Source organism: Kribbella sp. VKM Ac-2568 (assembly GCF_004345365.1).
In the GTDB taxonomy this organism is placed as follows: Bacteria; Actinomycetota; Actinomycetes; order Propionibacteriales; family Kribbellaceae; genus Kribbella; species Kribbella orskensis.
The window spans coordinates 398,199-424,319 of record NZ_SLVF01000006.1 but is presented as its reverse complement, the minus strand read 5'-3'; the positions used below and the strand labels follow the sequence as shown (position 1 = coordinate 424,319).

The following is a 26,121-nucleotide window of genomic DNA, read 5'->3' as shown; positions in this document are numbered from 1 at the left end:
CGCAGCGCCGTCCTTGGGCCGGGTGCCACCGAGTCGCCCGCGGCGGTATCTTCCTACGGGTGAGCAGCCCGAAGGCACCGCCGCCTGTCACCCTCCGCCCGCTGACCGAGGACGAGTTCGTCGCCTGGAGCGAGCGGGCCGCCGCATCGTTCGCCGCCGGGATCGGCCCGTCCCGCGGACTCGACCCCGCCACCGCTCTCGAGGTCGCCCGCCAGGAGACCGCCAAGCTGCTCCCCGACGGGCGGGACACCGAGCACCACCTGATCTGGATGGCGTGCCACCACGGCGAACCGGTCGGCAACCTGTGGATCAGCACCCAGAAGAAGAACCCGTTCATCTACGGCATCGAGGTGGACGAGGACCAGCGCGGTAAGGGTTACGGCCGCTCGATCATGCTGGCCGGCGAGGAGGAGTGCCGCCGCCGCGGCTTCGAGCACCTCGAGCTGAACGTCTTCGGCAACAACACCACAGCGATCGCGCTGTACGACTCCCTCGGCTACGTCGTCACCTCACAACAAATGCGCAAGCCCCTCTGACGCTCGCCGCCCCAGCCAGCGCAGTCTCTTGTCCAGCCCCGCAGGCGCGAGGAGGGGACGCAGATCCGTCCGACGCGGCGACGGAGGAGCCGCGAGCTGGCGCCTAGCGCCCCGCGGCAAGGTCGGATGCGGCGTCCAGGTGGGCGGGGTTCCAGCCGAGTTCTCGGCGGGCCCGGTCGCTGCGCATCTGCTGGTCGAGTGCGTATGCCTCCGCGATCGGGCCCAGCTGCTCGAGCGCCTGCTCCAGGCTGATCTGCTCGATCTTGCCCGCGTGACCAGCAGCCTGCGCCAGCGCCGGGGCTAGCTCCGCGAACCGCAAGTTCTGCGCGACTCCGAGATACACCGCACCCGCCGGCGCCTCCAGCGCGAGCACGTAGAGATCCGCGATGTCGTCCACGTGTACCAGCGTCGTGTGATTGGCCCCGTCCCCGATCACCCGTACCGCGCCCTCCGTGCGCGCCGGCTCCACGAAGAACGCCTCGATCAGGCCGTTCGAGCGCCCGTAGACGAGTCCGGGCATCACCACGACCGGACGCGAACCGGACGCTGCCGAGGCGAGCACCCGGGCCTCGTTGTCGAGTCGCCAGGCGGTGATCGCCGGTGGATTTGTCGGCGCGCCTTCGTCGATCAACCCGTCGGTGTCGCCGTAAACCCAGACACCACCGGTGTGCACGTACGGTCCGCGACCACCGAGACCGTCGAGCATCGCCTCGGCCGCGGCCAGGTCGATCGTCGCCGCCTCCGGGCTGTTCACGGCGCCCAGGTGGATCACGCCGTCCGCCGCGGACGCGCCTGCCCGCAGTACATCGAGGTCGGTCAGGTCGCCGACGACGGCCTTCGCGCCCAGCGCAGTGACCGTTTCGACCGCCCGGTCGCTGCGGGCGAGCGCGGTCACCTCGTGGCCGTGCCTGCGCAATGACTCGATCGTGGCCCGGCCGATGTAGCCGGAACCGCCGGTCAGAAATACCTTCATGCTCAGTTCCTTTCGTCGTTTCAAGCCTCCTTCGGTCGCGCCCCGAGGTCCAAGACCTGTTCTGCCGTCTGTGATACCCCTGGGGTATGAGCTGGTGGATCCTGCACGTCGACATGGACCAGTTCATCGCCGCGGTCGAGATCCGGCGTCATCCCGAACTCCGGGGACTGCCGGTGGTGGTAGGTGGCTCGGGCGACCCGACCCAGGCCCGCCAGGTGGTTGCCACCGCGTCGTACGAGGCCCGCGAGTTCGGCGTGCACTCGGGGATGCCGCTCCGGGCGGCCGCGAAACGCTGCCCGGACGCCCTCTTCCTGCCGACCGACCCGGCGGCGTACGACGCGGCCTCCGCGGAGGTGATGGACACGCTGCGCGAGTTCCCGGTGATCGTCGAGGTATGGGGCTGGGACGAGTGCTTCGTCGGCGCCTCGACCGACGACCCGGAGGCGTTGGCCCAAGAGCTGCGCCGGGCTGTGCTGGAGCGGACCGGGCTGTCCTGCTCGATCGGGATCGGCGACAACAAGGTGCGGGCCAAACTGGCCACCGGGTTCGGGAAACGCGACAGCGGGTCCGGCGAGGGGATCTACCGGCTGACCGTCGCGAACTGGGCCGACGTGATGCACCACCGTCCGGTCCGCGACCTCTGGGGTATCGGCAGCCGGATGTCGCAGAACCTCAACGAACTCGGGCTGTTCACCGTCGCAGACCTCGCGGCCGCCGACCTCGACGTACTGAAGAAACGCTTCGGTCCGAAGATGGGCACCTGGTACCTCGCGCTCGGACGAGGACTCGGCGACACCGAGGTGACCGACGTACCGCGTGAGCCGGTGTCGCGAAGCCACGAGGAGACGTTCGCCACCGACCTCGTGGAGCGGGCGGAGATCGAGCGGGAGTTGCGCCGGATCGCCGAGACGGTGACGCGGGAGGTGGTCGCGGACGGCCGCAGCATCCAGCGGATCGCCGTCAAGGTGCGGTTCACCTCGTTCTTCACCCCGATCAAAAGCCGCAAACTGCCGGAGATCACCCAGGATCCCGAGGTGATCGCGGCGGCAGCGCTGGTGCTGCTGGAGAAGTTCGAGCTCCGCCGGCCGGTGCGCCTGCTCGGGGTCAGAGTGGAGTTCGCGACCTAGTGAACTTCTGACCCGGCGAAGGCGTCGAAGGGGTGCGGTCAGAGGACCGTCAGGACCTGAGGGAAGCCGGATGAAGCTCACTCGTACTGCCGCGCTCAGCGCAGTCGCCGCCGTCGTCCTCGCCGGCGGTGTCACCGCCGGTTTCGCGATCGGCTCACACTCAACCGACGCGAACGAGCACGCGGGGGCCGGCCCGAACGCCGGCGCCGGCACCAACCCCAGCGCGGAGCCCAGCCCCGGCTCGGGGACTGAGCCGGGCGGTAACGCCAGCACTGAGCCAGGCGCTCAGCCGAGCGGTGGGCCGAGCGCTCAGCCGAGCGGTGAGCCCAGCGCCAACCCCGGCGCTGAGCCGAGTACCGGGCCCAGCTCCAAGCCGAGTGCCCATCCGACGCCCGCGGTACCGGCGCTGACCCCGGCTCAGGTGCAGTACACGCATCGGGGCTGGGGAGATCCGGCCACCGAGGTCGGCGTCATCATCCTGGCGCCGAAGACCTGGTCGATGGTCAAGCTGTCCACCTTCGAGGTGCGGTTCAGCAGCCCGAACAAGCTCTGGAACCTCCGGGTGAACGCCAATGCCTCGGACCTCCCGGTGAAGATGCTGACCGACCGCAAACTCACCCTGGCCAGCACCGCGTCGGCCGACTTCAGGCTCATCTCCCGCGTGGACGGCACCACCAAGGCGACCAACCCGAACTTCACCGGAATGGTCTTCCACCACACGACCTTCACCTACACCTACACGGATCCCACCCGCGGTCCGCGGCTGGTCGTCGACCGGCTCGTCTCCATCAACGACGCCCAGCACACCTTGTTCGAGATCGTCGCCGGCGGCCGCCCTCAGGACGCCTCGGCCCTCGCCGCGATCACCGCCACGGCCACCCGGGACTTCATCCGCCTCCCGTGATCAGGTCAGGTCGTAGACGCGGCGGGCGGTGTCACCGAAGGCGGCGTCGCGTTCGGTACTGGTGAGACCTGAGGTCAGGTCGACGGCCGCCTGCATGACCTCGCTGTAAGTAGCGGCTAGCAGGCAGACGGGCCAGTCCGAGCCGAACATCACCCGATCGGGGCCGAACGCGTCCAGCACAACATCCGCGTACGGCTGGAGGTCCGACACCTTCCAGTCGGTCCACGACGCCTCGGTCACCATGCCCGACAGCTTGCAGCTCACGTTAGGCAGCGCGGCGAGCGAGCGGAGTTCCGTTGCCCACGGCTCCAGACTCTCGCCGACCACCGGCTTGGAGATGTGGTCGACCACGAACGACAACTCCGGCAGCGCCCGCACCGTCTCCACCGCGGCCGGCAGGTGCGGCGTCTTCGTCAGCAGGTCGTACACCAGCCCGGCCTCAGCCACCGCGGCAAGCCCAGCCCGTACGTCGGAGCGGCACAACCAGCGCGGGTCCTCCTCGTCGTGCACCTGATGCCGGATCCCCTTCAGCCATTGGCCGTCGGCTCGCTCCTTCAAGCGGGCCAGGGCATCCGCGACGTCATCAGCCGTGAGGTCCGCCCAGCCGACCACGCCCGCGACCAGTTCGTTGTCAGCGGCAACGGCCAGAAACTCCGGTGTCTCCTCGGGCACCCCGACGGTCTGCACCATCACGGTGGCGGTGACGTCCGTCGCGGCCGCCAGCGGGGCGAGGTCGTCGATCGAGAAGTTCCGCCGCAGCGGATCCATCGCCGGCCCGACCATCCAGCTCTGCTCCCGGACGCTCAGGTCCCAGATGTGGTGATGCGCATCAACCCGCCCGCTCATGCCGCTGTAGTCCTTTCCGCGTGGATCAGCCGGATCACCTGCTGGCTCATCGTGTCGTAGTCGTGGTCGTTCGCGACCTCGCCGCGGACGCGGTGGTCCCGCATCACCACCACCCGGTCGGCCAGCGTGATCATCTCGGGCAGGTCCGAGGTGATCAGCAGGATCGCCAGCCCGTTCGCCGCCAGGTCCCAGATCAACGTGTGGAAGGCATCCTTGGTCCGCACGTCGATCCCGACCGTCGGTTCGTCGATGATCAGGATCTCGGTCTTCGCCGCCAGCCACTTCGCCAGCGACACCTTCTGCTGATTGCCGCCCGACAACGTCCCGGCCAGCTGTTCAGGAGAGGCGATCCGGATGCCGAGCTGCTCGACATAGTCGGCGACGATCGCGGTCTCCGCCTTCTTCGGCACATAGCGCAGGAACGGCACGTGCCCGAGGGCCTTACGCAGCCGGTCCCACACGGTCACCGCGATGTTGCGGGCGACCGACTGCTCGAGGAAGACGCCCTCTTCCTTGCGGTTCTCGGTCACGTAGCCGATCTTGTACGTCTTCAGCGCGTCCCGGACGTTCTTGATCCGGACCACCTGACCGCGGACCCGGACCTCGCCCGCGGTGATCCGGTCGAGCCCGAGCAACGCCTTGGCCAACTCGCTCCGCCCGGCGCCGACGAGCCCGTAGAGCCCGACGATCTCCCCCGGCCTGACCTTGAGATCCACGTCGGTATGACCGGTCGCAGTACCGACCCCGGTCAGCTCAAGCAGCGGCTCAGCGTCAGCAGCCACCGTTCGACGCGGCAGCGTGAGGGCCTCGTGGACCCGGCCGACCATCAGGTCGACCACCTGGTCGCGGGTGAGGTCGGACAGCGCCCCCGACTCGAGCACCGACGCGCCGTCCCGCAGCACCGTGACGGTGTCGCAGATCTGGAAGACCTCTTCGAGCTTGTGGCTCACGAACAGCACCGAGCGGCCGTCGTTCTTGAGCTTGTCCACGACCCGGAAGAGCCGCTCGGCCTCGTTCGGCGTGATGGAGGCCGTCGGCTCGTCGAGCAGCAGCACCCGGCTCTCCACCGACAGCGCCTTCGCGATCTCGACCAGTTGGGCTTGTGCCACCGACAACTCCGTGACCGGCTTGTCCGGATCGATGTCCAGGTCGAGCTCTCCGAGCCAGCGGGCTGCCTCGGAGCGGATCCTTCCGCGGTCCACCAGCCCGCGCGAGGTCGGGAGCTTCTGCAGCAGGATGTTCTCGCCGACGGTGAACCCCGGGATCAGGTTGCGCTCCTGGTGCACCACACCGATACCCGCGGACGCCGACTCGTGCGGCGACCCGAACTGGACCTCCTGGCCGTCCAGCAGCAACCGCCCGCCGTCCGGCTTGTAGAGACCAGTGATCACCTTGATCAGCGTGGACTTGCCGGCGCCGTTCTCACCGAGGAGCGCGTGCACCGACCCGGCTTCCAGTCTCAGCGTCACGCCGTCCAGCGCCCGGACTCCGGGGAACAGCTTGTCGATCTGCTCCGCCTCGAACAGCGTCATGACACACCTCCGGCCACGGCCACGTCCGGCGCCTTCACGACGGTACGGCGCTCCTGCCGGCGGCTGCGGACCTGGCCGAGCACGACCGAGCCGAGCACCACGGTGCCGACGACGAAGTTCACCCAGCTCGGCTCGAGCGAGAACTCGGCCCGGGCCGTGTCGACGAAGCGGACGATGAAGGCGGCCAGCACGGTCCCGAGCACCACCGCGGAACCACCGGTCAGCAGGGCCCCGCCGATGATCGGGGCGGCGAAGCTCGGCAGCAGCCAGTCCCCACCGATGCTCTTGTTGACGCCGGGCGACGACGCGACGGTCAGGATCGCCGCGACACCGAGGATCGCGCCGGACAGCGTGTGCGCGATGATCACCGACCGGTCGTTGGAGATCCCGGAAAGCCTGGCGGCGATGGGGTTCCCACCCGAGGCGAGTAGTTGCCGACCCGGCACGGTCCGGCGAAGCATCACCGCGAGCAGCGCGGCGACCGCCAGCGCCACCAGGAAGATCAGCGGCAGCACGCCGAACACGGCGTACGAGCCAAAGCTCTTCAGGCTCTGCGGGTAGGCGTCGACCGTCCGCGTCCCGACCAAGCGGTACTGCACGCCGAGCAGGACGGTCATCGTCGCGAGGGTGACGATGAAGCCGTTGATCCTGGTCAGCACGACGAGCAGACCGTTCAGCAGGCCGGCGACGGACGCGAGCAGGAAGCCGATCAACAGCGCCAGCGGCACCGGCACGCCGTGGTCGGCCATCAGCACGCCCATCGCGCACGCGGCGAATCCGCCGACGGCACCGACGGCGAGGTTGAGTTGACCCACGGCTAGAACCACCATCTGAGCCAAGCCGATCAGTACTGGCACGGCAAGGAACTGAAGGAGCACTCGCAAGGAATTCGGCTCGAGCAGATCGCCGTTCGAGGCGATCACCAGACCGATGAAGAACACCAAGCAGATGACCAGCAGCGTCATCTCGGTGGTCCGGGCGAACCTCAGCGCGAACCGCTTCATCGTTCTCTCACCCCCTGCCGGTCGGAGAGCACTGTCCGGAACCGGTCGGTCGACAGGGCAACGAGCAGGATCAGGCCCAGGTAGATGTTCAGGCTCTCCAGACCGACGCCGAGCAGGTCGAGACCCTTGCGGATCACCGAGGTGAGCGCGGTCCCGAGCAGCGTGCCCCAGACCGAGACGAAACCGCCGGCCAGGAGCGTGCCACCAAGGATCGGGCCGAGGAATGACGGCAGCATGAACTCCTCACCGATCGTCGCCTTGATCGACCCGGTGCTGACGGCCAGCATGAACCCGGCCAGCGCGGCCAGGCAGCCGGACATCGCGTGCGCGGTGATCACTCGGCGGGCGGTCGGGATCCCCGACAGCTCGGCGGCCTTGACCGACGTACCTGTCATCAGGAGTTCACGGCCGAGCTTGGAGCGGCTGTAGATCCAGCCGACCACGACCATCGCGATCACCGCGAACATCGCCAGTTGCGGCACCGCCGGAGACCCGCAGACGTTGCCGATGCACACGTCCGCGAGCGAGTAGTTGCGCAGTTCCCGCATCCCCGGCGGCTTGGTGACGAAGGCGGCGTTGTCCGTCAGGACGGTGTAGACGAGCGGGATCAACCCGAGCAGCAGGAAGTCCAGCGCCAGCGTGACGACGAACGAGTTCACCCCGGTGCGCGCGATCACCCAGCCCGCGAGGGCGCCGATCGCGGTCCCGGCGACCAGCCCGACCAGCAACCCGGCGTACAGGCTGAAGTGCCACAGGTCGTAGGAGATGCCGGTGATCATCATCGAGAACGCGGCCATCCGGCCGACCGCGAGGTTCATGTGGCCGATCGACAGCACACTCATCTGCGCCAGGCCGACCACCGTGAACATCGCGATGTCGCGCAGCAGCGGGAAGACCACCAACTGCTGGTTGAAGAACGCCGGTCGCAGGATGCCGAACAGCGCGGAGAGGGCGACCACCAGGATCAGCAGGCCGATCCGCTGGTTCGCCCACCATGGGGTCCGGCCGCCGCCCCGCCCACGCGGCGGCTCGACCGGGGTCTCCGGTTCCTGCAGCGCCGCGGTCGCGGTCTCGGAGACCGGTGCGCTCACGAGACGCGCCGGTTGTCGATCGCGTCGCGGTCCCAGGCGATGCCGAGTCCGGGCTCGTCCGGCGCGACGGCGTGCCCGTCCACGATCTCCATCTCGGCCGTGGTGATCGCCCGCAACTGCGGGATGTGCTCGACGTACCGCCCGTTCGGTACCGCGGCCGTCAGGCTGACGTGCAGCTCCATCAGGAAGTGCGGGCAGACCTCGAGGTTGAAGGTCTCGGCCAGGTGCGCCACCTTCAGCCACGGGGTGATGCCGCCGATCCGGGCCACGTCGACCTGGACGATCCCGGCCGCACCGGCCGCGAGGTACTCGCGGAACTGCGACACGGAGTACATCGACTCGCCGACCGCGATCGGGATCGAGGTGGACTCCGCGAGCCGGACGTGACCGGTCAGGTCGTCGGCTGGGAGCGGCTCCTCGAACCAGCTCAGGTCCAGCGGCTCGAAGGCCCTGGCCCGGCGCTTCGCCTCGGCGTACGTCATCGACTGGTTCGCGTCCACCATGATGTCGAGCGCCGGCCCCACCGCATCCCGTACTGCGCTGAGTCGTTCGAGGTCCTCGTGCACGCGGGGCTTGCCGACCTTCAGCTTCACGCCGGGCCAGCCGGCCTTCTGCGAGGCGAGCGCCCCGGCGACGAGCTGGTCGGTGGTCAGGTGCAACCACCCGCCCTCGGTGTCGTACAGCGGCACGTTCCGGCGGAAACCACCGGCCAGCCGCCACAGGGGCTCACCGGCGCGGCGGCAGCGGAGGTCCCACAGCGCGGTGTCGACGGATGCCAGCGCGAGCGAGGTGATCGCGCCGACCGTGGTCGCCCGGGTGGAGGCGAACAGGTCGAACCAGATCCCCTCGACGTTCCGGGCGTCCGCACCGACCAGCCGCGGCAGCAGGTGGTCCCGCAGCATCGCGAGCACCGCCTTACCGCCGGTGCCGATCGTGTAGGAGTAGCCGAGGCCGACGAAGCCGTCGGTGGTCTCCAGCTCGACGAAGACCGTCTCCTGCTTGAGGAACGACTGCACGGCGTCGGTCCGGACGGTCTCCACCTCGAGGTCGACGAGAAAAGCCTCGACCCGGCGGATGGTTGTCTTAGGCAAAGTCTGCATGTCCCTCTGCGTGTTCCCCTGGGTGGTCGCCTGGGCGGTTGGCGGTGTGTGCGGCTGGGTTCCGGTCACGAGCAGGACAGCTGGGAGACGAAGTCCTTCTGCAGCTCGACCGTCTTCGCCTTCCGCTCGGTGTCGTAGCTGTCCACGTTGGCCTTGGTGACGACGAAGGAACCGGAGTCGACGATCACGCCCGGCGTCTTCATCGTGCACTGCTTGGAGCCGAGCAGGGCGAGCAGCCAGCCGCCGACGTACGCCTGGCCGACCGGGTTCTGCGTCACGGTTGCGGCGACCCCGCCGGACTTGATCCCGGACAGGATCTTGGCGTCGTCGTCGATCGCCACCACCTTGATCGGAAGCTTGCTGCTGGCAACGCCGTCCGCCGCGGCGACCGCCGGGTTGTAGGCGGTGGTGACGATGCCCTTGATCTCCTTGCCCTTCGACGCGAGCAGATCGGCGACCGCCTTCTGCGCGGTCTGCAGGTCCTTGTCGATGTCGGTGATCACCGGCAGTTCGGTCACCTTGCCACCGGTCTCGGCGATCGCCTTCTTCACCCCGGCGATCCGCCGCTGGGTGTTGGAGTCGACGTTGTTGCCGGTCAGGTGCACGATCGTGCCGGAGCCGCCGATCGCCTCGATCGTCGCCTGCGTCGCCTTGTACGCTGCCGCCTCGACGTCGGTGGACAGGCAGAAGTCGGCCGAGTTCGTGTCACCGGCCGGGCAGGAGGCCAGCGAGCCGACCGCGAACCCCTTCGCCTTCAGGTCCTCGAAGGTGGAGTTGATGTCGGTCGGCGACACCCCGAAGATGCCGAACGCGTTGTACCCCTGGGCCGCGAGCGAGTTGATCACATTGTTCTGCTTGCCCTGGTCCCACTCGCCGGTCTCGTTGAACGTGACACTGCCGAGCTTGAAGTCGGTCTTGTCCTGCTCGGCGGTGGTCTTCCAGGGCTGGAAATACGGGTGCGCCCCGCCCGGGATCAGGGCTAGCTTCACCTTGGAGCCGTCCTTCAGTTCCACCGGGCCGGTCGACGTACCGGTGGAGGCGTCGTCGCCGGCCGTACCGCCCGCGGTGTCGTTGGAGTCCTTGGTGCTGCAGCCGGTCGCGACGAGTGCGACGAGTGCCAGCCCGACAGCGGTTCTGCGGTAGAGCGACGATGGGACGGTCATGGGCGATGACTCCTCGAAGATCCTATAGGATATTGCGTGGTTGATGCTGCCGCTTCACACTGATGGCGTCAAGACATGTGTCGGTAACGACTGTGCACACTTGTGCCGGTCGGTCGGGCAGAATGAGGCTTCGGGAGGAGCTACTGTGACTGATGCGCATGTGGGTCTGGCGGGGCAGCTCACGCGCCTGCCCCAGCGACAGGTACTGAGCGACGACGTCTACGAGACGGTCAAGGGCCTGATCATGGACAGCGTGGTCGCGCCGGGAACCCGGCTGAACATCGACGCGCTGACCCGGGAACTGGGCATCTCGCAGACGCCCATCCGCGAGTCCCTGGCCCGGCTGGAGTCCGACGGCCTGGTGATCAAGGAGCCGCTGCGCGGTTACCGGGTGTCGTCGACGCTGACCCGGGCCGAGTTCGAGGACCTCTTCGAGTACCGGCTGCACATCGAGCCCTGGGCGGCCGGCCGTGCCGCGGAGCGGACCGCCCCGGAGGACCTGACCCGGCTCAAGAACGAGATGCTCAGCTACACCGACGTACCGGACCGGCCGGACTACGACAGCTACAAGGCGATGGCCGCGCACGACCAGCGGTTCCACGACCTGGTGCTGGAACTGGCCGGCAACGAGACCGCCCGGCAGTCCTTCGCCCGCACCCACTGCCACCTGCATCTCTTCCGGCTGTACTACGGCGGCGGGATCGCGACCAAGGCCCTGCGCGAGCACAAGACGATCGTGGCGGCGGTCCGCAAGGCCGACCCGGTCGAGGCGGCCGCCGCGATGCGGTCCCACATCGAAGCCTCGCGGGCGCGGCTGCGTCCCGTGTTCGACCAGGAACTTCCGTCTAGCTAGGAGAGTCTGTGGAACTGCTGCGCCTCGGCGCGGTCGGTGAGGAGCGCCCGTACCTGCGCTCGACCGACGGCACCGTCTATGACCTGAGCTCCGTCACCGCCGACATCGACGGCGCCTTCCTCGCCTCCGACGGCATCGCCCGGGCTCGGGCCGCCCTCGACGCCGGCTCCCTGCCGGTCGCGTCGGCCGAAGGACTCCGGGTCGGCGCGCCGATCGCGAAGCCGGCCGCCGTGGTCTGCATCGGCCAGAACTACGCCGCCCACGCGGCCGAGTCCGGCGCCGAACCGCCGAAGGAGCCGATCGTCTTCTTCAAGCACCCGAACACCGTCGTCGGCCCGTACGACGAGGTGCTGGTGCCGCGGGGCTCGACCCGGACCGACTGGGAGGTGGAACTGGCCGTGGTGATCGGCAAGACCGCCCGGTACCTGTCCTCCGACGAGGAGGCGCTGGCCTGCATCGCGGGGTACACGGTCGCCAACGACGTCTCCGAGCGCGCCTTCCAGCTCGAGGTGTCCGGCGGCCAGTGGTCGAAGGGCAAGTGCTGCGAGACCTTCAACCCGCTGGGCCCCGCGCTGATCCCGGCCGACGAGGTCGACGACCCGCAGAACCTGGACCTCAAGTCCTGGGTGAACGGCGAACCGCGCCAGGACTCCAACACCCGCGACATGATCTTCTCGGTCGCCGCCCTGGTCCGCGACCTCTCGCAGTACATGACTCTCGACCCGGGCGACATCGTCAACACCGGCACCCCGGAGGGCGTGGCCCTGTCCGGCCGCTTCCCGTACCTGTCCCCCGGCGACACCGTCGAGTGCGAGATCCAGGGCCTGGGGCGCCAGAAGCAGACCCTCGGCAAGGCCTGAAATCCGGTAGCGGACGGAGGCGGTCTGCGGCACTGTCTGCCGTATGACCTCCTCCGTACGCACCGTCACGTTCGACACCCACGACCCGTACACCCTCGCGACCTTCTGGGCCAAAGTGCTCAAAGGCAAACTCGCCGACGACGACTTCCCGGGCGACCCCGCCGCATCCGTCACCACCGACTCGATGACGCTGCTCTTCTGGCAGAACACCGACGGCAAGGCCGTCAAGAACCGCGTCCACCTAGACCTGGAACCAGACGGCCCCCGCGAAGCCGAGGTCGAATGGCTGCTCACGCTCGGCGCCACCACCTATGACGACCGCACCACCCCCGAAAAACTCGAACCCGGAGCAAAACCCGGCGCCGGCTTCGTAGTAATGCTCGACCCCGAAGGCAACGAGTTCTGCGTCCTACAAAGCGCCGCAGAGCGCAAGGCAAACAGCTAACCGGCACGACAACGATCGGCGGGTCGGGGCGGGTCGGGGCGGGTCGGCGGGTCCGTGATTGGGCCAGGTGGATGCGACAAGTCGCCTGCCTGGAGCCGGCCAGCTTCTCGGAGCACGTCGTGCATGCCGGGGCTGAGCTGTGGAAGCTCACGGAGCACCGCCGTCTGGTTCGCCGTGAATCAGACGTTCGCTGGTGGTTGGCGCCCTGTGGACCGGTCAGGTTGTCCACAGGCGCGCATCACCGGTCAGTCGAGCGGCAGGATGAGGACAGTGGGTGCACAGAGGCAATGTCCACAGAGCCGGTCGCGGCTAGGCGCTCACTGGCCACGGTGGCTGCGGCACACGAGCCGGCTGCGGACGATTCTCGAGGCGTCGACGACCCCTGGTGACCTCTACTCCCCTGAGTCAGAGAGCGGCGGCGTTTCGCCGGTGAAGGTTAGGCGCCAGTCGGTGGTCCAGGCGTGGACGGTGATTTCGAAGCCGTCTCGGGAGGCGGCTACGCGGTGGTGGGTTTCCTCGACCGGTTCTACCTCCGCTCGCCAGCCTCGGCTTTGGAGGACGGCGGCTGCTGCGGCGACTGCCCAGGCCGGGTCGGACGCGGTCGGCTCGCCTGTTTCGACGGTGATGCTGCAGACCGTGGCCGGGCCGCAGCCGTCGAAGAGGGCGCCTGGGTTGATCGGCCCTGGGTCGTGGGTGACCACAGCCTTCTGACCCGGTACTACGGCCGTCGCCACGGCGAGGAGTTCGGTTCGGAGGAAGTCGCGGGCCTCGGTCAGCGTCATCGCTGGGGTCCTTCCGGCCGTCGGGGGTGCGCGGCGGCGGTTCTGGCCGGGTGCGTCGCGGGGCGGGTGGCTTGCTCGAGTGCTCCCTGCTGCGGCACCGGGGTCGACGCCGCGGCACGGTCCGGCTTGGTCTTCCGGAGCGCGGCGATGCCGTCGAACACCTTGGCCGCCGCGCCGGCAGCGGAGTGCAGCGGCTCGCCCCAGGACAGCCCGAGCGCGAGCTTGGTCTCGGCCGAGCGGCTCGTGTCGGTGGTGGTGACGTGTGCGAGGTCGCCGCGGACCACCCGGCCAACGTTGCGGAGCGCCTCGCTGTTCGGCCGGTAGTACTCGTTGTGGCCCTGGACCGTGATCCCGCCGCCGGCCGGTTCGTTGGTCGCCATCCGGGTCGCGTCCGGGTAGGTTGCCGGGTCCGGGCCGTGCCACTCGGTATAGGAGACGTAGTCGCCTGGCGCCCGTTCGACGAACAACCTGGTCTGGGACGGCACCAGTTGGGCGGCGCCGTTCACTGCCTTCGCGACGCCGGGGCTGCCGGTCAGCACGACCCGGTCGACCCGCACGCCATTGATCAGTCCCTGCCCCACCACGTGGCTACCGTAGCTGTGCCCGATCAGCGTGACCTTTGCCGTGGGCAACGTCTCGGTGTCGAGCCCGGCAGTGAAGCGTCGCAGCCCGGGTCCAGCCTCCTGGGCCGGAACACTACTCATCGCGTCGCGAACGCCTTGTGGAGAGTAGTAGCCGAGCCAGAGCACGGACGCCGTCCCCGGCCCGGCCTCGCGCCGGATCAGATCCGCCCGGTCCACCTGGTCGCGCAGGGTCTCCAGGTTGTTGCCCATGCCGGGCACCAGGATCGCGATGTTGCGCGCCCGATCCAGATCGCCGAGCACCTCGACCGCCCGCCCCTGCCCTTCGGGCTCGACCACCAGGAACTGCCGCGGCCGCTGAACCTTCACAACGTTGCCTGAGGCATCCACGTCGATCCCTGACACCGGAGTCAGCAGCTCCTCCACAGTCTGAAGACGCCGCCGCTCGTGGTCTGTCGCAGTACCGGCGTCGATCGCTGCCCGCAGTCGGTTGCGGGCCGCGAGCAGGCGCAGGTGGTTGGCCCGGTAGCGCAGCGCGGCGGGTGCACCGTCGAGCGATCCGACCAGCTCGGGCCGGCCTTCGGCCAGGGCGATGCCGGCGCCCGGCGGCAGCGCGTCAAAGAACGCGCGCGCCTCCCGGGCCGCGGCCTCGGGCGGGAGGCTCCGCACCCGCCGCACCAACTTCTCGAGCTCCGCCATCACGACTCCCCGTCACAGTCGGTCACCCAGGCCTCACACCGGGCTCCCGGCAGTGTGGCATCGGAAACCCCCTGACGGGAAGTCCCATCTATCGGAAAGTGACCTACGAAGACGACGCGCGCACCACGAGTTCGGGCCGGATCAGGGTTTTCCGAGGCCGCGCACCGCTCTCGCCCCGGATCCGGCGGAGCAGCAGGTCGACCGCCGTAGTACCGACCTCGGCGGCCGGGAGGCGGACTGTGGTCAGCGGTGTCTGGAGGTAAGCGGCATACGGATGGTCGCCATACCCCGTGACAGCAACGTCCCGCGGTACTTCGAGTCCTTGCTCGGCGAGAACCCGCAGCAGACCGAGCGCGAAGTAGTCGTTCCCGGTGACGATGCCGTCCGGGTGATCCCCGCCGGTGACGAGTTCACCCGCGAAGCGATACGCCTCCTCGGGCTGCCACGGCAGCGCCAGGGAGTCGTACCGCTTCGTCGGTACTGCGCGAACGGTGTCGGCGGAAACGGACAGCCCGGCATCGTTCATGGCCCGCCGGAACCCCGCCACCCGGTCGGCCGTGGTCGTGATCGGCAGGTCCTCCTCCAGCACCAGCAGCTTCCGCGCCCCGCCGGCGATCAGGTGCGTGGTGGCGTCGTACGCACCTCGCTCGTTGTCCACGCCGACCATGTCGCAGTCGAGCTCGGGCACATCGCGGTTGACGAACACGAGCGGGATCCCGGAGTCGCGGACCCGGCGCCAGTGGTCCCACTCGGCCTGCACCGGGACCACGATCGCGCCGTCCACGGCCGAGCGCAGCAGCGCCTCGGTGGCCCGCTGCTCGTTCTCCGCACTCTCGTCGGTGACGAGCAGCAGCAGCGAGTACCCCTGGCCGCGGACGCCGAGCTCGATCGAGCTGATCAGCTGGGCGTAGAACGGGTTGGACGGGTTGGTGATGACGAGGCCGAGCGTCATCGCGGACCCGAGCACCAGCGACCGGGCGAGCGAGTTCGGCACATAGCCGATCCGCGCCGCCTCGGCCTGTACTGCGGCCCGCGTCCGCGAACTCACGCTGTCCTTGTCGCCGAGTGCCCGCGACACCGTGTTGACCGACAGCCCCAGCGCATCGGCGATGTCGCGCAAAGTCGGGCGACGCGCCTCCCCCATCAGGACCTCCAGTCGTTTACACGGTGGGAGAAGACTAGGGCGTGTCAGACACGCCCTAGGCCTTCACCGCTAGGTGGATGCGGACCTGGACCGTGCCTTCGACCACGGCGCGAACCCGCAGCCAGTTGCCGAACCCGGTCGCCGGCCAGCTCACCAGCTCGCCCTGCCCCGCGACGTGCGAGGCGTCGTCGAGGTCACACCAGGTGATGCCGTCAGGCGATACCTGGGTGACGAAGCGGGCCGCGCCGTCGCCGCCGACCAGCTGGACGAACCAGCGCGCCTCCCCGGCCCAGGCGACCTCGTACGGCTCGGTCTCGAAGTCCTTGTCGAAGGTGGTGTCGCGTTCCAGTACTGCGGTCATGGACTGTCGCACGATGCCTACCAATCAACCGAGATGAGGACGGAGTCGAGGAAGAGGAAGTTGCGCACCGACGAGTGGGTCCGGACCGAGAAGTAGAAGTTCAGCAGGTTCTCCAGCGTCTCGTAGCGCTCCTCGTACGGCGGGACCGGGACGTCGCGCATGTCCATCACCCGGTCGTTCACCTGGAGCTCAACGTTGCGGCGGGCATCGGTATCGACCAGCCAGCGCAGGTAGTGCCAGTTCACCTTGGTCGGGACCTCGTTGTAGCAGAGCTCCTGCGGCTCGCCGAACGCCTGCCAGTCCTCCGGGTTCGGCGCGGTGAAGTCGGCCGCGTACTCCAGCTTCACCTTGCCCTCGAAGTGCTCGCGGGGCGTCGGCTCGGGCACCGTCGGCGCGATCCACTGTCGCGTGAACCGGTTGTCCATGTCGGTGTTCTGGTAGCGCGCGACCGTGTGGTACCTCAGCCCACCGTCTCCACACAGATCGGTGGCCACGGTGAAGGCGCCGAACTGGGCCTCCGAAGGGTGCGTGTTGCCGTCCCACTGGACGTCGCCGAAGGTGTCGAGCTCCGCACCGCCGCCCAGGGTGGCCTCGGACTTGAACGCGAAGTACGTCTCGAGCTGGACCAGGCCGCGGCCGCTCATAGTGAGCCGGCGGATCGCCACCGCGGTGTGACCCTTGTACGGCCGGGTGGCGAGCTTGAGCGCGTAGGTGCCGCTCATCGCACCGTGGGTGCCGATGTCGAAGAAGGTGCAGGACGACAACTGCGGCGGGCGGAAGTCGCGCATGTGCGCGTCGACCGTGCCGAGGTCGCCCCGGCCGTTGTAGTTGCCGAGCAGTTCGCACCAGCCGTGCGTCCCGCTGTCGAAGTCGTCGAACGCCAGGATGCGCGGCAGCGGCGAGAACTTGGACAGGCGTGGATCGGCGGCCAGCAGCGCGGCTCTGACATCGGTGGTCACGCGTGCCTCCAGGGTGACGGGGGTGGATGACAGCGAAGTTAACGTTCACGGGAATTCGTCGTCAATCGGCTGTTGCGCCCACTGGAACGGCGTCCTATTGACACGTAAATCACACACTTCTACGGTGCATTAACGCTCCCGTTAACGTTCATGTAACAAGACTCCGCCCGAATCGAGGCCGCCATGCAGTCGCTGAGCCGAGCCCTGACCGTCCTGGCCGAGCTCAACCGGCAGAACCGCCCGTACGGCGTCACCGAGCTCGCGGTCGCGGTCGGGCTGCACAAGAGCACGGTCCACCGGATCCTGATCACGTTCTGCGAGCACGGGCTGGTCGACCGCGTCGGCGATCACCAGTACTGCGCCGCCGAGGGCCTGAGCGGACTCCGCGGCTCGACCTGTACTACGGCCGGCCCGGGTGACCTGCTGTCCGGTTTGGGCGGCCGGCTCGGGCGGACCGTAGTACTGGCGAGGCCCGGGCCTCGTCCTGCCGCGGGCGGTGTCGGCTGCACCGTGCTCGAGGTAGCAGCCGTGGCCGGTCCGGCCAGAGGTTCCAGTGAGCTACGACCGACGGTGAAGCCCGGTGATCCGGTGTCGCTGCACCGGAGTGCGTTGGGCCGGGCCTACCTGTCCGCGTTCCCCGCCAGCGAGGTCGACGCCCACCTGGCCGACAGCGGCGACCGGCACAACACCCTCGCGGCCCTGCACCGCGCCCGGGAGACCGGCTTCGCCCACAACTCCCGGCCGGTCGCCTCGCTCCCGCGGATGGTCGCAGTACCGGTGCGTGATGCGGACGGGCAGTGCGTGGCGTCCCTCGGCGCCGAACTCGCGGGCGGCGCGACCGCGATCGAAGAGATCCGCGTCGTCCTGACCGCTCTCACCCGCGGCGCAAGACAGCTCAGCGCACCACCCGCGGCCCAGCTGGCCCACCGTCGGGGCGCCTGATGGCGGCTTATGTTCTGCGGCGGTTGTTCTTCTCGGTGTTCGTGCTCTGGGGCGCGGTCACGATCATCTTCGTCGTACTGCGCCTGGTGCCCGGCGATCCGGCGTACATCATGCTCGGGCCGGACGCGGACCAGGCGCAGGTCGCGGCGCTGCGGGCCCAGCTCGGCCTGGACCACTCGCTGATCCAGCAGTACGCGACCTACCTCTCGAACGTCGTCCGGCTCGACTTCGGGCAGTCGTTCCGGCTGAACGCGGACTCGATGAGCCTTGTCCTGCAACGGGTTCCGGCCACGGTCCAGCTGGCCAGCACGGCGCTGCTGGTGTCCCTGCTGATCGGCCTCCCGCTCGGTGTGGTGGCGGCGCTGCGGGCGAACACCTGGATCGACCGCGGCATCTCCGTGTTCTCGCTGCTCGGTCAGTCCACTCCGTCGTTCTGGCTGGGCATCGTGATGATCCTCCTCTTCGCCCGCGGGCTGCAGGTCCTGCCCAGCTCGGGCTCCGGTTCGTGGGCGCACCTGGTGCTGCCGACCATCACGCTCGCACTGCCCTTCCTGGCGATCCTGGTCCGCCTCACCCGCAGCGGACTGCTCGAGGTGGTGCACGAGGGCTACGTGCAGACCGCCCGGGCCAAGGGCCTGCTGGAGTCGACGGTGATCCTGTCGCACGCGCTGCGCAACGCCCTGATCCCGATCGTCACCGTGGTCGGGCTGCAGTTCGGCGCTCTCCTCGGCGGCACGGTGATCGTCGAGACCGTGTTCGCCTGGCCCGGCGTGGGCCGCCTGCTGATCGACTCGATCGGCCGCCGCGACTACGGCGTCGTCCAGGCGTCGATCCTGCTGGTGGCCACCATCTTCGTCGGAATCAACCTGCTCGTGGATCTGATCTACGGCTTCCTGGACCCCCGCGTCCGCCTGGCTGGTGACTGAGATGACCTCTACCGACCTCGACCTGACCACCACCGCCGTACCGAGGCCCGCCACCAGTACGCGCGGCCGGGCCGGCTCCGCGAGGATCCGCTTCGGCCTGGCCGTGATCATCGTGTACGTCGTCGCTGCCGCGATCGGGCCCTGGCTCGTCCGGTTCGACCCGGTGGCCACCCGGACGCAGGACCGGCTCAAACCACCCGGCAGCCGGTTGTCCGACGGCTCACTCGCGATCCTCGGCACCGACCAGGTCGGCCAGGACCTGCTCGCCCAGATGTTGCAGGGGGCAAGGATCTCGATCGCCGTCGGCCTCGCCACCCTGCTGCTGGCCGGCACCATCGGCGTCACCGTCGGCCTGGCCGCGGGGTACTTCGGCGGCTGGCTGGACAGCGTGCTGATGCGGCTCGCCGACATCCAACTGGCCTTCCCCTCGATCCTGCTGGCCATCTTCATCGCAGCGTTGCTCGGACCCAGCGTGGTCAATGTGGTGATCGTGCTGGCGGTGTCCAACTGGGTGACGTTCGCCCGGGTCACTCGCGGCCAGGCGCTGACCACCCGGCGGCGGGAGTTCGTCGACGCCTCCCGGACTCTCGGTGCGGGGACGTGGCGGCTGATCCGTCGCTGCGTGCTCCCGGCCTGCATCGCCCCGGTGCTCGTGGTGGCGACCGTCGAGATCGGCCACGTGATCCTGGCCGAGGCGTCCCTGAGCTTCCTCGGTCTCGGGACTCCGGCCAGTACGCCGAGCTGGGGCGTCACCATCGCGAACGGGCGCAACTACCTGGCCGACGCCTGGTGGATCTCCACCGTGCCGGGGATCGCGCTGGCCTTCCTGGTGGTGTCCCTCGGCGTACTCGGCGACGCCCTGCGGGACCGGTACGACCCTCGCCTGAGGAGCCTGTGATGACGTCCGAACCTCTGTTGTCCGTCCGGGATCTCCGGGTCGAGTTCAGTACGTCGGCCGGCGTGGTGACCGCGGTCGACGGCGCCTCCTTCGACGTACGGCGTGGTGAGACGGTCGCGTTGCTGGGCGAGTCCGGCAGCGGCAAGAGCGTCACCGCGCAGGCGATGCTCGGCATCATCCCGAAGCCGGCGGGCCGGGTGACCGGCGGCTCCATCGAGTACGACGGCCGCGACCTGCTGGCGCTGCCCGCCACCGCGACGCGGGAACTGCGCGGCCGGGAGATCGCGATGGTGTTCCAGGATCCGCTGAGCTCCCTGAACCCGGTGTTCCGGGTCGGAGCGCAGATCGGCGAGATGTTCCGCAAGCACCGCGGCGCCTCCCGCAAGGAGGCGCGGGCAGAGGCGCTCGAACTGATGCGCCGGGTCGGTATCCCGGCCGCCGAGAAGCGGCTCGACGACTACCCGCACCAGTTCTCCGGCGGGATGCGGCAACGCGTGATGATCGCGATGGCCCTCGCCCTGTCACCGCGACTGCTGATCGCCGACGAGCCGACCACCGCCCTCGACGTCACCGTGCAGGCCCAGATCATGGACCTGCTGGCCCGGCTGCAGGACGAGGAAGGGATGTCGCTCGTCCTGATCACCCACGACCTGGGCGTCGTGGCCGACGTCGCCGATCGCGTCGTCCTGATGTACGCCGGGCGCGTGGTCGAGGCCGGTCCGATCCGCGAGGTCTACGAGCACAGCGCACATCCGTACACGGCCGGGCTGATGGGTTCCCTGCCTGCGATCGACGGACCCCGCGAACGGCTCACTCCGATCCAGGGTGCGCCGCCGGATCTGCTGGACCTGCCCTCGGGATGTTCGTTCCGGCCGCGCTGTGCCTTCGCCTCCGAGCGCTGCGCGGACGAGGAACCAGTCCTGCTCGGCGCTCCGGGACGACCCGCACCGCACAGCTCCGCCTGCCATCACGCCGGGAAGGTGCTCACCGATGCCCCCTGAGACGACACCCCTGCTGCAAGTGCGCGACCTGCACACCACGTTTCCCCTCCGCTCCGCGCTGCTCCGGCGTACGGTCGGGCACGTCCAGGCAGTCGCCGGGGTGTCCTTCGACATCCCCGCGGGCGGCACGCTCGGCCTGGTCGGCGAGTCCGGCTCCGGCAAGTCGACGGTGGCCCGCACGATCGTCGGGCTGGAGAAGTGCGCGGCCGGCAGCATCCTGTTCGAGGGCGAGGACCTCACCTCGTTGCCCCCGGCCCGGATGCGGCAGGTGCGCCGCCAGTTGCAGATGATCTTCCAGGACCCGTACGCGTCGCTGAACCCGCGGGCGACGGTCGAGCAGATCATCACCGAGGCGTGGGAGATCCACCCTGACGTCGTACCGCGGGACCGGTTCAAGCCGGAGGTCCGTGAACTGCTCGAACGGGTCGGGCTGAACCCGGACCACGCCGCGCGGTACCCGCACCAGTTCTCCGGTGGCCAGCGGCAACGGATCGGGATCGCCCGGGCGCTCGCGCTCCGGCCGAAGCTGGTGATCTGCGACGAGGCCGTATCGGCGCTCGACGTCTCCGTGCAGGCCCAGGTGCTCAACCTGCTCGCGGAGCTGCGCGAGGACCTCGGCCTGGCCTATCTCTTCATCGCGCACGACCTGTCCGTGGTCCGGCACATCTCCGATCAGGTGGCGGTGATGTACCTCGGCCGGATCGTCGAGACCGCTTCCCAGCAGGAACTCTTCGCCGAACCCGTCCACCCGTACACCCAGGCCCTGCTGTCCGCGGTGCCGGATCCGTTGCCCTGGGCACGTCCGCCGCGGACGCCGATCATCATCGGAGGCGACGTGCCCTCTCCTGCGGATCCGCCGTCCGGCTGCCGATTCCGCACCCGCTGCTGGAAGGCGCAGGACGTCTGCGCCACGGAGGATCCAGCCCTGGAGCCGAGGCTCGGCCTGCATCCGGCCGCCTGCCACTTCGCCGAGCGCCGTACCGAACTGGTGGTCGGCTGATGAGCCGGAACGTCGAGGTGGTCCTGCTCCGGCATGGCGAGTCCTGGTGGAATGCGGAGGACCGGTACCAGGGACAGCAGGGCACCGGCCTCAGCGATCTCGGCAGGCAGCAGGCGAAGCAGGCCGCGGAGTACCTGCGCAGCGCCTTCCCGTCGTTCGACCAGGTGGTCGCGAGCGACCTGCAACGAGTCGCCGAGACGCTGCAGCCGTACGCCGAGGGCGGGTGCCCGCCGGCGCGGTTGGACCGCCGGTGGCGGGAGATCGACGTCGGCACCTGGGGCGGCCGGACCTTCACCGAGATCCTGCGTGAGGAGCCCGAAGTCGTCGCGGCGTTCGCCCGCGGCGAGGACGTCGCCCGCGGCGGCGGCGAGACGTTCGCCCAACTCCGGACCCGGGTGTGGGAGGCGGCCCGCGCCACCATGAGCGGGACCCGAGTCCTGGTAGTGACCCACGGCGGTCCGATCCGGGTCGCCGCCGCGGAAGCCCTCGGCCTTCCGCCGGGCGGTCAGCTGTCGCTCGATCCGCCGGTCAACTGCTCGGTGACCGTACTCCGGCTCGTGGTGGAGGGCGGCTCCGTCAGCTCGACCGGCTTGGCCGCCTACAACATACCGACCTCATCCGTCTCCGAGCGCGCCGAGGAGCAGCCCTCATGACCGTTGCCTTGAGCAACTTCAGTTTCGTCGCGATGACCTACAACCTGTGGGGCGACTACTACCTCGACGACCGGCGGGATGCGCTGCGAGCGCTGCTGACCACGCGACCGCCTGACCTGCTGGCGGTCCAGGAACTGAAGGACAGCACTCGCTCGCTGCTCGACGAGGCACTGCCTGGACACGACCGGGTCGAGGATTCCTTCCCTGGTTGGGAGAAGCAGAGCAACCTGTGGTGGCGGCGCGACCTGTTCGAACTGCTCGAGCACGGCGCCGAGGACGTCGGAATCCTCTCGCCGGACGCCGCCCTGTTCTGGGCCCGCCTCCGCCCCAACGCCCCCGAGCTGCCCGACCTTCTGTTCAGTACTGCGCACCTGACCTGGCCCGGTCATCCCGATGAGCGAGCCGATCTCGGCAATCGGCGCGTCACCCAGGCCCGGGCGGTCGCCGAGGCGCTGGAACGCCTGGCGGGCGACGGTCCGTGCCTGTTCACAGTCGACATCAACGACATCGGCCCGCCGCAGTGGGAGCTCGGCAACGCGAGCTTCCTGGACAGCTTCACGGCGCTCGGCCGGCACTCGCCCGTCACCCACCCCGTCGTACCGACCGTGGCGACCGGGTCGATCGGCACGAGGCTGTCGCCGCTCGCCTCGCCACCGAAGGCGATCGACTGGATCTTCAGCCGTGGTCCGCTCGCGGCGCGCTGCAGCGAGGTCGTCGACTTCTTCCACGCCGGACGCGCGCCCTCCGACCACCACCCCGTGGCCGCCACCTACACCTTCACGCGGCCTCAGGTCATGCCCTAGCCATGCCCTAGCCGTGCCGGTCATGCCCTGCCCTGCCCTGCCCTGCCCTGCAAAGGAGATCGACTGTGTTGAGGAAACGAAGGTTGCTGGTGGCCACCACGGCCGCGGTTGCCCTGGCGCTCGGGCTGATCGCCTGTTCGCCCGCGAGTGAACCAGGCAGCGGGGAGCAGGTGCTGCGCTACGCGCCGGCCATGTTCCCGGTGTCGCTGGACACGCACAAGTACGCCGGCGAGGAGGCCGTGCAGACCGCGATCCAGCAGATCATGGAACCGCTGGTACGGGTCGAGGACGGCAAGATCGTGCCGGTGCTGGCGACCTCGTGGGAGAACCCGGACCCGGCGACCTGGGTGTTCAAGCTGCGCTCGGGGGTGAAGTTCTCCGACGGCACCCCGTTCACCGCGAAGGACGTGGTCGCGTCGTACCAGCGGCACCAGAAGCTCGACGGGCCGCTGGTCCCGCTGTACGGGACGGTGACCTCGTTCGCGGCGACGGACGACCTGACCGTCACGGTGAAGACCAGCAAGCCGCTCGGCACCCTGCTCAGCTCGCTGACGCTGCTCTTCATCGGCCCGGCGGACAAGATCAACACCGAGGGGTTCTTCAGCAAGCCGATCGGCACCGGGCCGTTCACCGTGACCGAGTTCGCGCCGGACGAGAAGCTCACCCTGGCCGCCAACCCGACGTACTGGGACGGCGCGCCGAAGCTGAGCCGGCTCGAGTTCGTCGCGATCCCCGAGGTGGCCGGGCGGATCACCGGGCTGGAGAACGGTGAGATCGACGTGCTGACCGCGATCCCGCCGGACCAGGTGCCACAGATCAGCGGCAGCAAGGGCATCACCTACGCCACCACGCCGAGCTGGACCTATTTCTTCGACTGGTTCAACTCCAACCGCAAGCCGTTCAACGACAAGCGGGTTCGGCAGGCGATGTGGCACGCGCTCAACCTGGAAGGCACGGTGAAGGACCTGTACGGCGACCTCGCCGGCGTCGCCCAGGCTCCCCTCGCGCAGGGCGTGATCGGCGCGCCCAAGCTGTCGCCGTACTCCTACGACCCGGCGAAGGCGAAGCAACTGCTGGCCGAGGCGGGGTTGCCGAACGGGTTCAGCACCTCGATGCAGTGGCCCCTGGAAGGTGGCCCGAACATCCGGGCGCTGGCGCAGGCGATGATCTCGGACTGGGCCAAGATCGGCGTCAAGGTGCAGCCGCTGGAGAAGGAGCGGGCCCAGTGGCTGGAGGACTTCGGCAAGCTCAACTGGGACATGAACCTGCAGACCAACGTCAGCGGGACCGGCGACGCCGACTACACGCTGGCCCGGCTCTACGTCTGCTCCGCGAAGCGGAACGGCTACTGCAACCCCGCGCTGGACAAGCTGCTGCTGGACGCGCGGACCTCGATCGACCAGGCCGAGCGGTCGAAGCTCTACGACCAGGCCGGGAAGATCATCTGGGACGACGCGGTCGGCATCTTCCCTGCCGACCTGGCCAGCAACAGCGCCGTCCGCGACCGGGTGCAGAACTTCGTGATGCCCCCGAGCGGCCGTCCCCTGTTCGCCAAGGTGACCGTCTCGGACGGCTGATCAGCCGCCCGCGAGCAGACTCCAGCGACCGTCGTACTCGCTGAACCGCACCACGGCCAGCGGCCGGACGTCGACGTGGCGGAGGGACTCCGCCGGCGCTTCGAGCACATACAGGATCGCCGCTCGAACCACCGCCGGATGGACGACGGCCGCCACGTCCCGGACCCCCGTACTGCGCTCCGTCTCGGGCTGGGCCAGGTCGCCCAGCCAGTCGGCGACCCGGGTGATCAGGTCGTTCGCGCTCTCGCCGCCGGGTGGCGCGGCATGCGGTCGGTCGAGCCACGCGGCGACGGGCTCGGGTGAGGCCGCGAGCAACTCCTCGAGGCTTCGCCCGGTCCAGTCGCCGTACTCGCGATCGCGCAGGGCCTGGTCCACCGTCGGGACCAGGCCGAGCGCCTCCGCTGTCTGCACGGCGGCCGGCTCCGGACCGGAGTACACCTCGGCCGCGTTGATCCTGAGCTCACGAGCCGCCTTGACGCTCGACGTGTCCGGAGCGGCCGCGCCACCCAGGACGAGGCCCCGCAGGTCCGGGGTCAGGGCATGAGCGACCAACGTGAGACTCGTCAAGCTGCAACCACCTCGGACTGGGACACCGGAGTACGACGGTCGATCACCGCGGCGAACCCGAGCCCGAGGAGCAGCCAGAGCACCGACTGCGTCCCGAGCGAGGCGAGCCGGAACTGCCAGAGCAGCGTAGCGGGGAACGACCCCGGAACCTCGTTGATCGACGGCAGGATCAGGTACGCCACGACCACGGTCGCCAGGAAGGCGGCCGCGCCGACGCCGAGGCGGATCCACTGCGCCGGGCCGAACCGCTGGGCCCAGCGCGAGGCGGCGACCCCGGCCCAGACCGCGAGCAGGCCGATCACCACGGTCAGTAGGTAGGTCACGGTCCGCTTGGTGATCGTTTCCGGATCACCGACCGCGGGTGGATTCGGCGGGTACTTGACGAACGGCACGAGGACGATGCCGACGAAGCCCGCGGCGGCCACCCCGAGCGCGGCGTACGAGTCGCTGCCGGTCCGCAGCCGGCGCCGGAACAGGGCGAAGCCGACCGCGAAGATGCCGCCGAGCGACACGCCGTACAGGGAGGTGGCGAGGAACAGGCCGGCTCGCTGGCCGGTGCGGCTGACGAGGGGCTCCTCCTCGGCCTCGGCCGGGACGGCTTGACCGCCCGCGTCATGGGTGTGCGCGGCACCGGCGGCCTCTTCGATGGCGATCGCGGAGTCGATGTGCGGTTCGCCCATCACGTACGCGAAGGTTCCGGCCAGCAGGCCGGCGAAGAGTCCCACCAGAAGTCCGCGCACCAGAACAGATCCGAAGGTGCGCATGGCGATCCTGTCTTTCCGATCAGGCGGTGA

Annotated in this window: 28 protein-coding genes; 14 read left to right on the top strand and 14 right to left on the bottom strand. The window is 69.1% G+C overall.

Annotation, left to right across the window (positions count from 1 at the left end; translation table 11 throughout):
- The first annotated feature begins 59 nt into the window (after positions 1-59).
- Positions 60-536 (top strand): GNAT family N-acetyltransferase, encoded by a 477-nt coding sequence (locus tag EV648_RS20050; RefSeq protein ID WP_132293685.1) that lies wholly within the window; start codon positions 60-62, stop codon positions 534-536.
- A 103-nt stretch (positions 537-639) separates the two neighbouring features.
- Here the strand turns inward: EV648_RS20050 and EV648_RS20045 are convergent, their stop codons facing one another.
- Positions 640-1,509 (bottom strand): NAD-dependent epimerase/dehydratase family protein, encoded by an 870-nt coding sequence (locus tag EV648_RS20045; RefSeq protein WP_132293682.1) that lies wholly within the window; start codon positions 1,507-1,509, stop codon positions 640-642.
- 86 nt (positions 1,510-1,595) lie between these two features.
- Here EV648_RS20045 and EV648_RS20040 point away from each other — a divergent pair, with 86 nt between their 5' ends.
- Complete coding sequence (locus tag EV648_RS20040; protein ID WP_132293679.1) at positions 1,596-2,636, top strand: DNA polymerase IV; 1,041 nt, start codon at positions 1,596-1,598, stop codon at positions 2,634-2,636.
- A gap of 70 nt (positions 2,637-2,706) precedes the next feature.
- On the top strand, positions 2,707-3,540 hold the full coding sequence (locus tag EV648_RS20035; RefSeq protein WP_132293676.1) for a PT domain-containing protein: 834 nt from the start codon (positions 2,707-2,709) through the stop codon (positions 3,538-3,540).
- On the opposite strand, the gene EV648_RS20030 is transcribed toward EV648_RS20035, so the two are convergent.
- From EV648_RS20030 to EV648_RS20005, 6 genes are all read right to left on the bottom strand, one after another.
- Positions 3,541-4,386 carry an amidohydrolase gene (locus EV648_RS20030; protein ID WP_132293673.1) on the bottom strand — a complete coding sequence of 282 codons (846 nt, stop codon included), beginning with the start codon at positions 4,384-4,386 and terminating at the stop codon, positions 3,541-3,543.
- Positions 4,383-5,918, bottom strand: coding sequence for a sugar ABC transporter ATP-binding protein (locus tag EV648_RS20025; protein ID WP_132293670.1), 1,536 nt, complete (start codon positions 5,916-5,918; stop codon positions 4,383-4,385). The genes EV648_RS20030 and EV648_RS20025 overlap by 4 nt, the downstream gene beginning before the upstream one ends.
- The gene (locus tag EV648_RS20020; protein WP_132293667.1) at positions 5,915-6,922 is read right to left on the bottom strand and encodes an ABC transporter permease; all 1,008 of its coding nucleotides are present in this window, start codon (positions 6,920-6,922) and stop codon (positions 5,915-5,917) included. Before EV648_RS20020 ends, EV648_RS20025 begins: the two co-directional genes overlap by 4 nt.
- Positions 6,919-8,013: an ABC transporter permease gene (locus tag EV648_RS20015; RefSeq protein ID WP_199234708.1), complete on the bottom strand. Its 1,095-nt coding sequence runs from the start codon at positions 8,011-8,013 to the stop codon at positions 6,919-6,921. The genes EV648_RS20020 and EV648_RS20015 overlap by 4 nt, the downstream gene beginning before the upstream one ends.
- A complete protein-coding gene (locus EV648_RS20010; RefSeq protein ID WP_132293664.1) occupies positions 8,010-9,113 on the bottom strand; it encodes a mandelate racemase/muconate lactonizing enzyme family protein in 1,104 nt (367 codons plus the stop codon). Before EV648_RS20010 ends, EV648_RS20015 begins: the two co-directional genes overlap by 4 nt.
- A gap of 65 nt (positions 9,114-9,178) precedes the next feature.
- Positions 9,179-10,276: a substrate-binding domain-containing protein gene (locus tag EV648_RS20005; RefSeq protein ID WP_132293661.1), complete on the bottom strand. Its 1,098-nt coding sequence runs from the start codon at positions 10,274-10,276 to the stop codon at positions 9,179-9,181.
- 145 nt (positions 10,277-10,421) lie between these two features.
- Here EV648_RS20005 and EV648_RS20000 point away from each other — a divergent pair, with 145 nt between their 5' ends.
- Genes EV648_RS20000 through EV648_RS19990 form a run of 3 tightly spaced genes read left to right on the top strand, consistent with a single transcriptional unit; the run spans position 10,422 to position 12,434 of the window.
- Entirely contained in the window at positions 10,422-11,129 is a 708-nt protein-coding gene (locus EV648_RS20000) for a GntR family transcriptional regulator (protein WP_132293658.1), read from the top strand.
- Positions 11,130-11,137: 8 nt separating this feature from the next.
- Positions 11,138-11,989: a fumarylacetoacetate hydrolase family protein gene (locus EV648_RS19995; protein ID WP_132293655.1), complete on the top strand. Its 852-nt coding sequence runs from the start codon at positions 11,138-11,140 to the stop codon at positions 11,987-11,989.
- 43 nt (positions 11,990-12,032) lie between these two features.
- Positions 12,033-12,434: a VOC family protein gene (locus EV648_RS19990; protein ID WP_132293652.1), complete on the top strand. Its 402-nt coding sequence runs from the start codon at positions 12,033-12,035 to the stop codon at positions 12,432-12,434.
- Between the two features lie 392 nt (positions 12,435-12,826).
- On the opposite strand, the gene EV648_RS19985 is transcribed toward EV648_RS19990, so the two are convergent.
- The 5 genes from EV648_RS19985 to EV648_RS19965 form a co-directional block, all read right to left on the bottom strand.
- Positions 12,827-13,216: a hypothetical protein gene (locus tag EV648_RS19985; RefSeq protein WP_132293649.1), complete on the bottom strand. Its 390-nt coding sequence runs from the start codon at positions 13,214-13,216 to the stop codon at positions 12,827-12,829.
- Entirely contained in the window at positions 13,213-14,496 is a 1,284-nt protein-coding gene (locus tag EV648_RS19980; protein ID WP_132293646.1) for an alpha/beta hydrolase, read from the bottom strand. Before EV648_RS19980 ends, EV648_RS19985 begins: the two co-directional genes overlap by 4 nt.
- A 103-nt stretch (positions 14,497-14,599) precedes the next feature.
- A complete protein-coding gene (locus tag EV648_RS19975) occupies positions 14,600-15,640 on the bottom strand; it encodes a LacI family DNA-binding transcriptional regulator (protein ID WP_132293643.1) in 1,041 nt (346 codons plus the stop codon).
- 55 nt (positions 15,641-15,695) lie between these two features.
- Positions 15,696-16,013, bottom strand: a complete 318-nt coding sequence (locus EV648_RS19970; RefSeq protein WP_132293640.1) for a hypothetical protein — start codon at positions 16,011-16,013, stop codon at positions 15,696-15,698.
- Positions 16,014-16,018: 5 nt separating this feature from the next.
- Complete coding sequence (locus tag EV648_RS19965) at positions 16,019-16,960, bottom strand: DUF6772 family protein (RefSeq protein ID WP_132293637.1); 942 nt, start codon at positions 16,958-16,960, stop codon at positions 16,019-16,021.
- A 183-nt stretch (positions 16,961-17,143) separates the two neighbouring features.
- Between EV648_RS19965 and EV648_RS19960 the strand changes: the two genes are divergently transcribed.
- From EV648_RS19960 to EV648_RS19925, 8 genes are all read left to right on the top strand, one after another.
- Positions 17,144-17,902, top strand: a complete 759-nt coding sequence (locus tag EV648_RS19960) for a helix-turn-helix domain-containing protein (RefSeq protein WP_132293634.1) — start codon at positions 17,144-17,146, stop codon at positions 17,900-17,902.
- Entirely contained in the window at positions 17,902-18,828 is a 927-nt protein-coding gene (gene nikB, locus EV648_RS19955; RefSeq protein ID WP_132293631.1) for a nickel ABC transporter permease, read from the top strand. The genes EV648_RS19960 and nikB overlap by 1 nt, the downstream gene beginning before the upstream one ends.
- A gap of 1 nt (position 18,829) precedes the next feature.
- Positions 18,830-19,726, top strand: a complete 897-nt coding sequence (locus EV648_RS19950; protein WP_132293628.1) for an ABC transporter permease — start codon at positions 18,830-18,832, stop codon at positions 19,724-19,726.
- Entirely contained in the window at positions 19,726-20,727 is a 1,002-nt protein-coding gene (locus EV648_RS19945; protein ID WP_132293625.1) for an ABC transporter ATP-binding protein, read from the top strand. The genes EV648_RS19950 and EV648_RS19945 overlap by 1 nt, the downstream gene beginning before the upstream one ends.
- Positions 20,717-21,727, top strand: a complete 1,011-nt coding sequence (locus tag EV648_RS19940; protein ID WP_132293622.1) for an ABC transporter ATP-binding protein — start codon at positions 20,717-20,719, stop codon at positions 21,725-21,727. The genes EV648_RS19945 and EV648_RS19940 overlap by 11 nt, the downstream gene beginning before the upstream one ends.
- On the top strand, positions 21,727-22,380 hold the full coding sequence (locus EV648_RS19935) for a histidine phosphatase family protein (protein WP_132293619.1): 654 nt from the start codon (positions 21,727-21,729) through the stop codon (positions 22,378-22,380). Before EV648_RS19940 ends, EV648_RS19935 begins: the two co-directional genes overlap by 1 nt.
- Positions 22,377-23,183 (top strand): endonuclease/exonuclease/phosphatase family protein, encoded by an 807-nt coding sequence (locus tag EV648_RS19930; RefSeq protein WP_132293616.1) that lies wholly within the window; start codon positions 22,377-22,379, stop codon positions 23,181-23,183. The genes EV648_RS19935 and EV648_RS19930 overlap by 4 nt, the downstream gene beginning before the upstream one ends.
- 65 nt (positions 23,184-23,248) lie before the next feature.
- A complete protein-coding gene (locus EV648_RS19925) occupies positions 23,249-24,760 on the top strand; it encodes an ABC transporter substrate-binding protein (RefSeq protein ID WP_132293613.1) in 1,512 nt (503 codons plus the stop codon).
- Here EV648_RS19925 and EV648_RS19920 read toward each other — a convergent pair whose 3' ends face one another.
- Together EV648_RS19920 and EV648_RS19915 are read right to left on the bottom strand one after the other, a co-directional pair.
- Entirely contained in the window at positions 24,761-25,327 is a 567-nt protein-coding gene (locus tag EV648_RS19920; RefSeq protein ID WP_132293610.1) for a histidine phosphatase family protein, read from the bottom strand.
- Positions 25,324-26,091 carry a CbtA family protein gene (locus tag EV648_RS19915; RefSeq protein ID WP_132293607.1) on the bottom strand — a complete coding sequence of 256 codons (768 nt, stop codon included), beginning with the start codon at positions 26,089-26,091 and terminating at the stop codon, positions 25,324-25,326. Before EV648_RS19915 ends, EV648_RS19920 begins: the two co-directional genes overlap by 4 nt.
- Positions 26,092-26,121: the final 30 nt, after the last annotated feature.

Coding starts and splice junctions, on each gene's coding strand:
- EV648_RS20045 (WP_132293682.1), bottom strand. CDS start 1,509: ATGAAGGTATTTCTGACCGGCGGTTCCGGCTACATCGGCCGGGCCACG.
- EV648_RS20040 (WP_132293679.1), top strand. CDS start 1,596: ATGAGCTGGTGGATCCTGCACGTCGACATGGACCAGTTCATCGCCGCG.
- EV648_RS20035 (WP_132293676.1), top strand. CDS start 2,707: ATGAAGCTCACTCGTACTGCCGCGCTCAGCGCAGTCGCCGCCGTCGTC.
- EV648_RS20030 (WP_132293673.1), bottom strand. CDS start 4,386: ATGAGCGGGCGGGTTGATGCGCATCACCACATCTGGGACCTGAGCGTC.
- EV648_RS20025 (WP_132293670.1), bottom strand. CDS start 5,918: ATGACGCTGTTCGAGGCGGAGCAGATCGACAAGCTGTTCCCCGGAGTC.
- EV648_RS20020 (WP_132293667.1), bottom strand. CDS start 6,922: ATGAAGCGGTTCGCGCTGAGGTTCGCCCGGACCACCGAGATGACGCTG.
- EV648_RS20010 (WP_132293664.1), bottom strand. CDS start 9,113: ATGCAGACTTTGCCTAAGACAACCATCCGCCGGGTCGAGGCTTTTCTC.
- EV648_RS20005 (WP_132293661.1), bottom strand. CDS start 10,276: ATGACCGTCCCATCGTCGCTCTACCGCAGAACCGCTGTCGGGCTGGCA.
- EV648_RS19990 (WP_132293652.1), top strand. CDS start 12,033: ATGACCTCCTCCGTACGCACCGTCACGTTCGACACCCACGACCCGTAC.
- EV648_RS19985 (WP_132293649.1), bottom strand. CDS start 13,216: ATGACGCTGACCGAGGCCCGCGACTTCCTCCGAACCGAACTCCTCGCC.
- EV648_RS19980 (WP_132293646.1), bottom strand. CDS start 14,496: ATGGCGGAGCTCGAGAAGTTGGTGCGGCGGGTGCGGAGCCTCCCGCCC.
- EV648_RS19975 (WP_132293643.1), bottom strand. CDS start 15,640: ATGGGGGAGGCGCGTCGCCCGACTTTGCGCGACATCGCCGATGCGCTG.
- EV648_RS19960 (WP_132293634.1), top strand. CDS start 17,144: ATGCAGTCGCTGAGCCGAGCCCTGACCGTCCTGGCCGAGCTCAACCGG.
- nikB (WP_132293631.1), top strand. CDS start 17,902: ATGGCGGCTTATGTTCTGCGGCGGTTGTTCTTCTCGGTGTTCGTGCTC.
- EV648_RS19950 (WP_132293628.1), top strand. CDS start 18,830: ATGACCTCTACCGACCTCGACCTGACCACCACCGCCGTACCGAGGCCC.
- EV648_RS19945 (WP_132293625.1), top strand. CDS start 19,726: ATGACGTCCGAACCTCTGTTGTCCGTCCGGGATCTCCGGGTCGAGTTC.
- EV648_RS19940 (WP_132293622.1), top strand. CDS start 20,717: ATGCCCCCTGAGACGACACCCCTGCTGCAAGTGCGCGACCTGCACACC.
- EV648_RS19935 (WP_132293619.1), top strand. CDS start 21,727: ATGAGCCGGAACGTCGAGGTGGTCCTGCTCCGGCATGGCGAGTCCTGG.
- EV648_RS19930 (WP_132293616.1), top strand. CDS start 22,377: ATGACCGTTGCCTTGAGCAACTTCAGTTTCGTCGCGATGACCTACAAC.
- EV648_RS19915 (WP_132293607.1), bottom strand. CDS start 26,091: ATGCGCACCTTCGGATCTGTTCTGGTGCGCGGACTTCTGGTGGGACTC.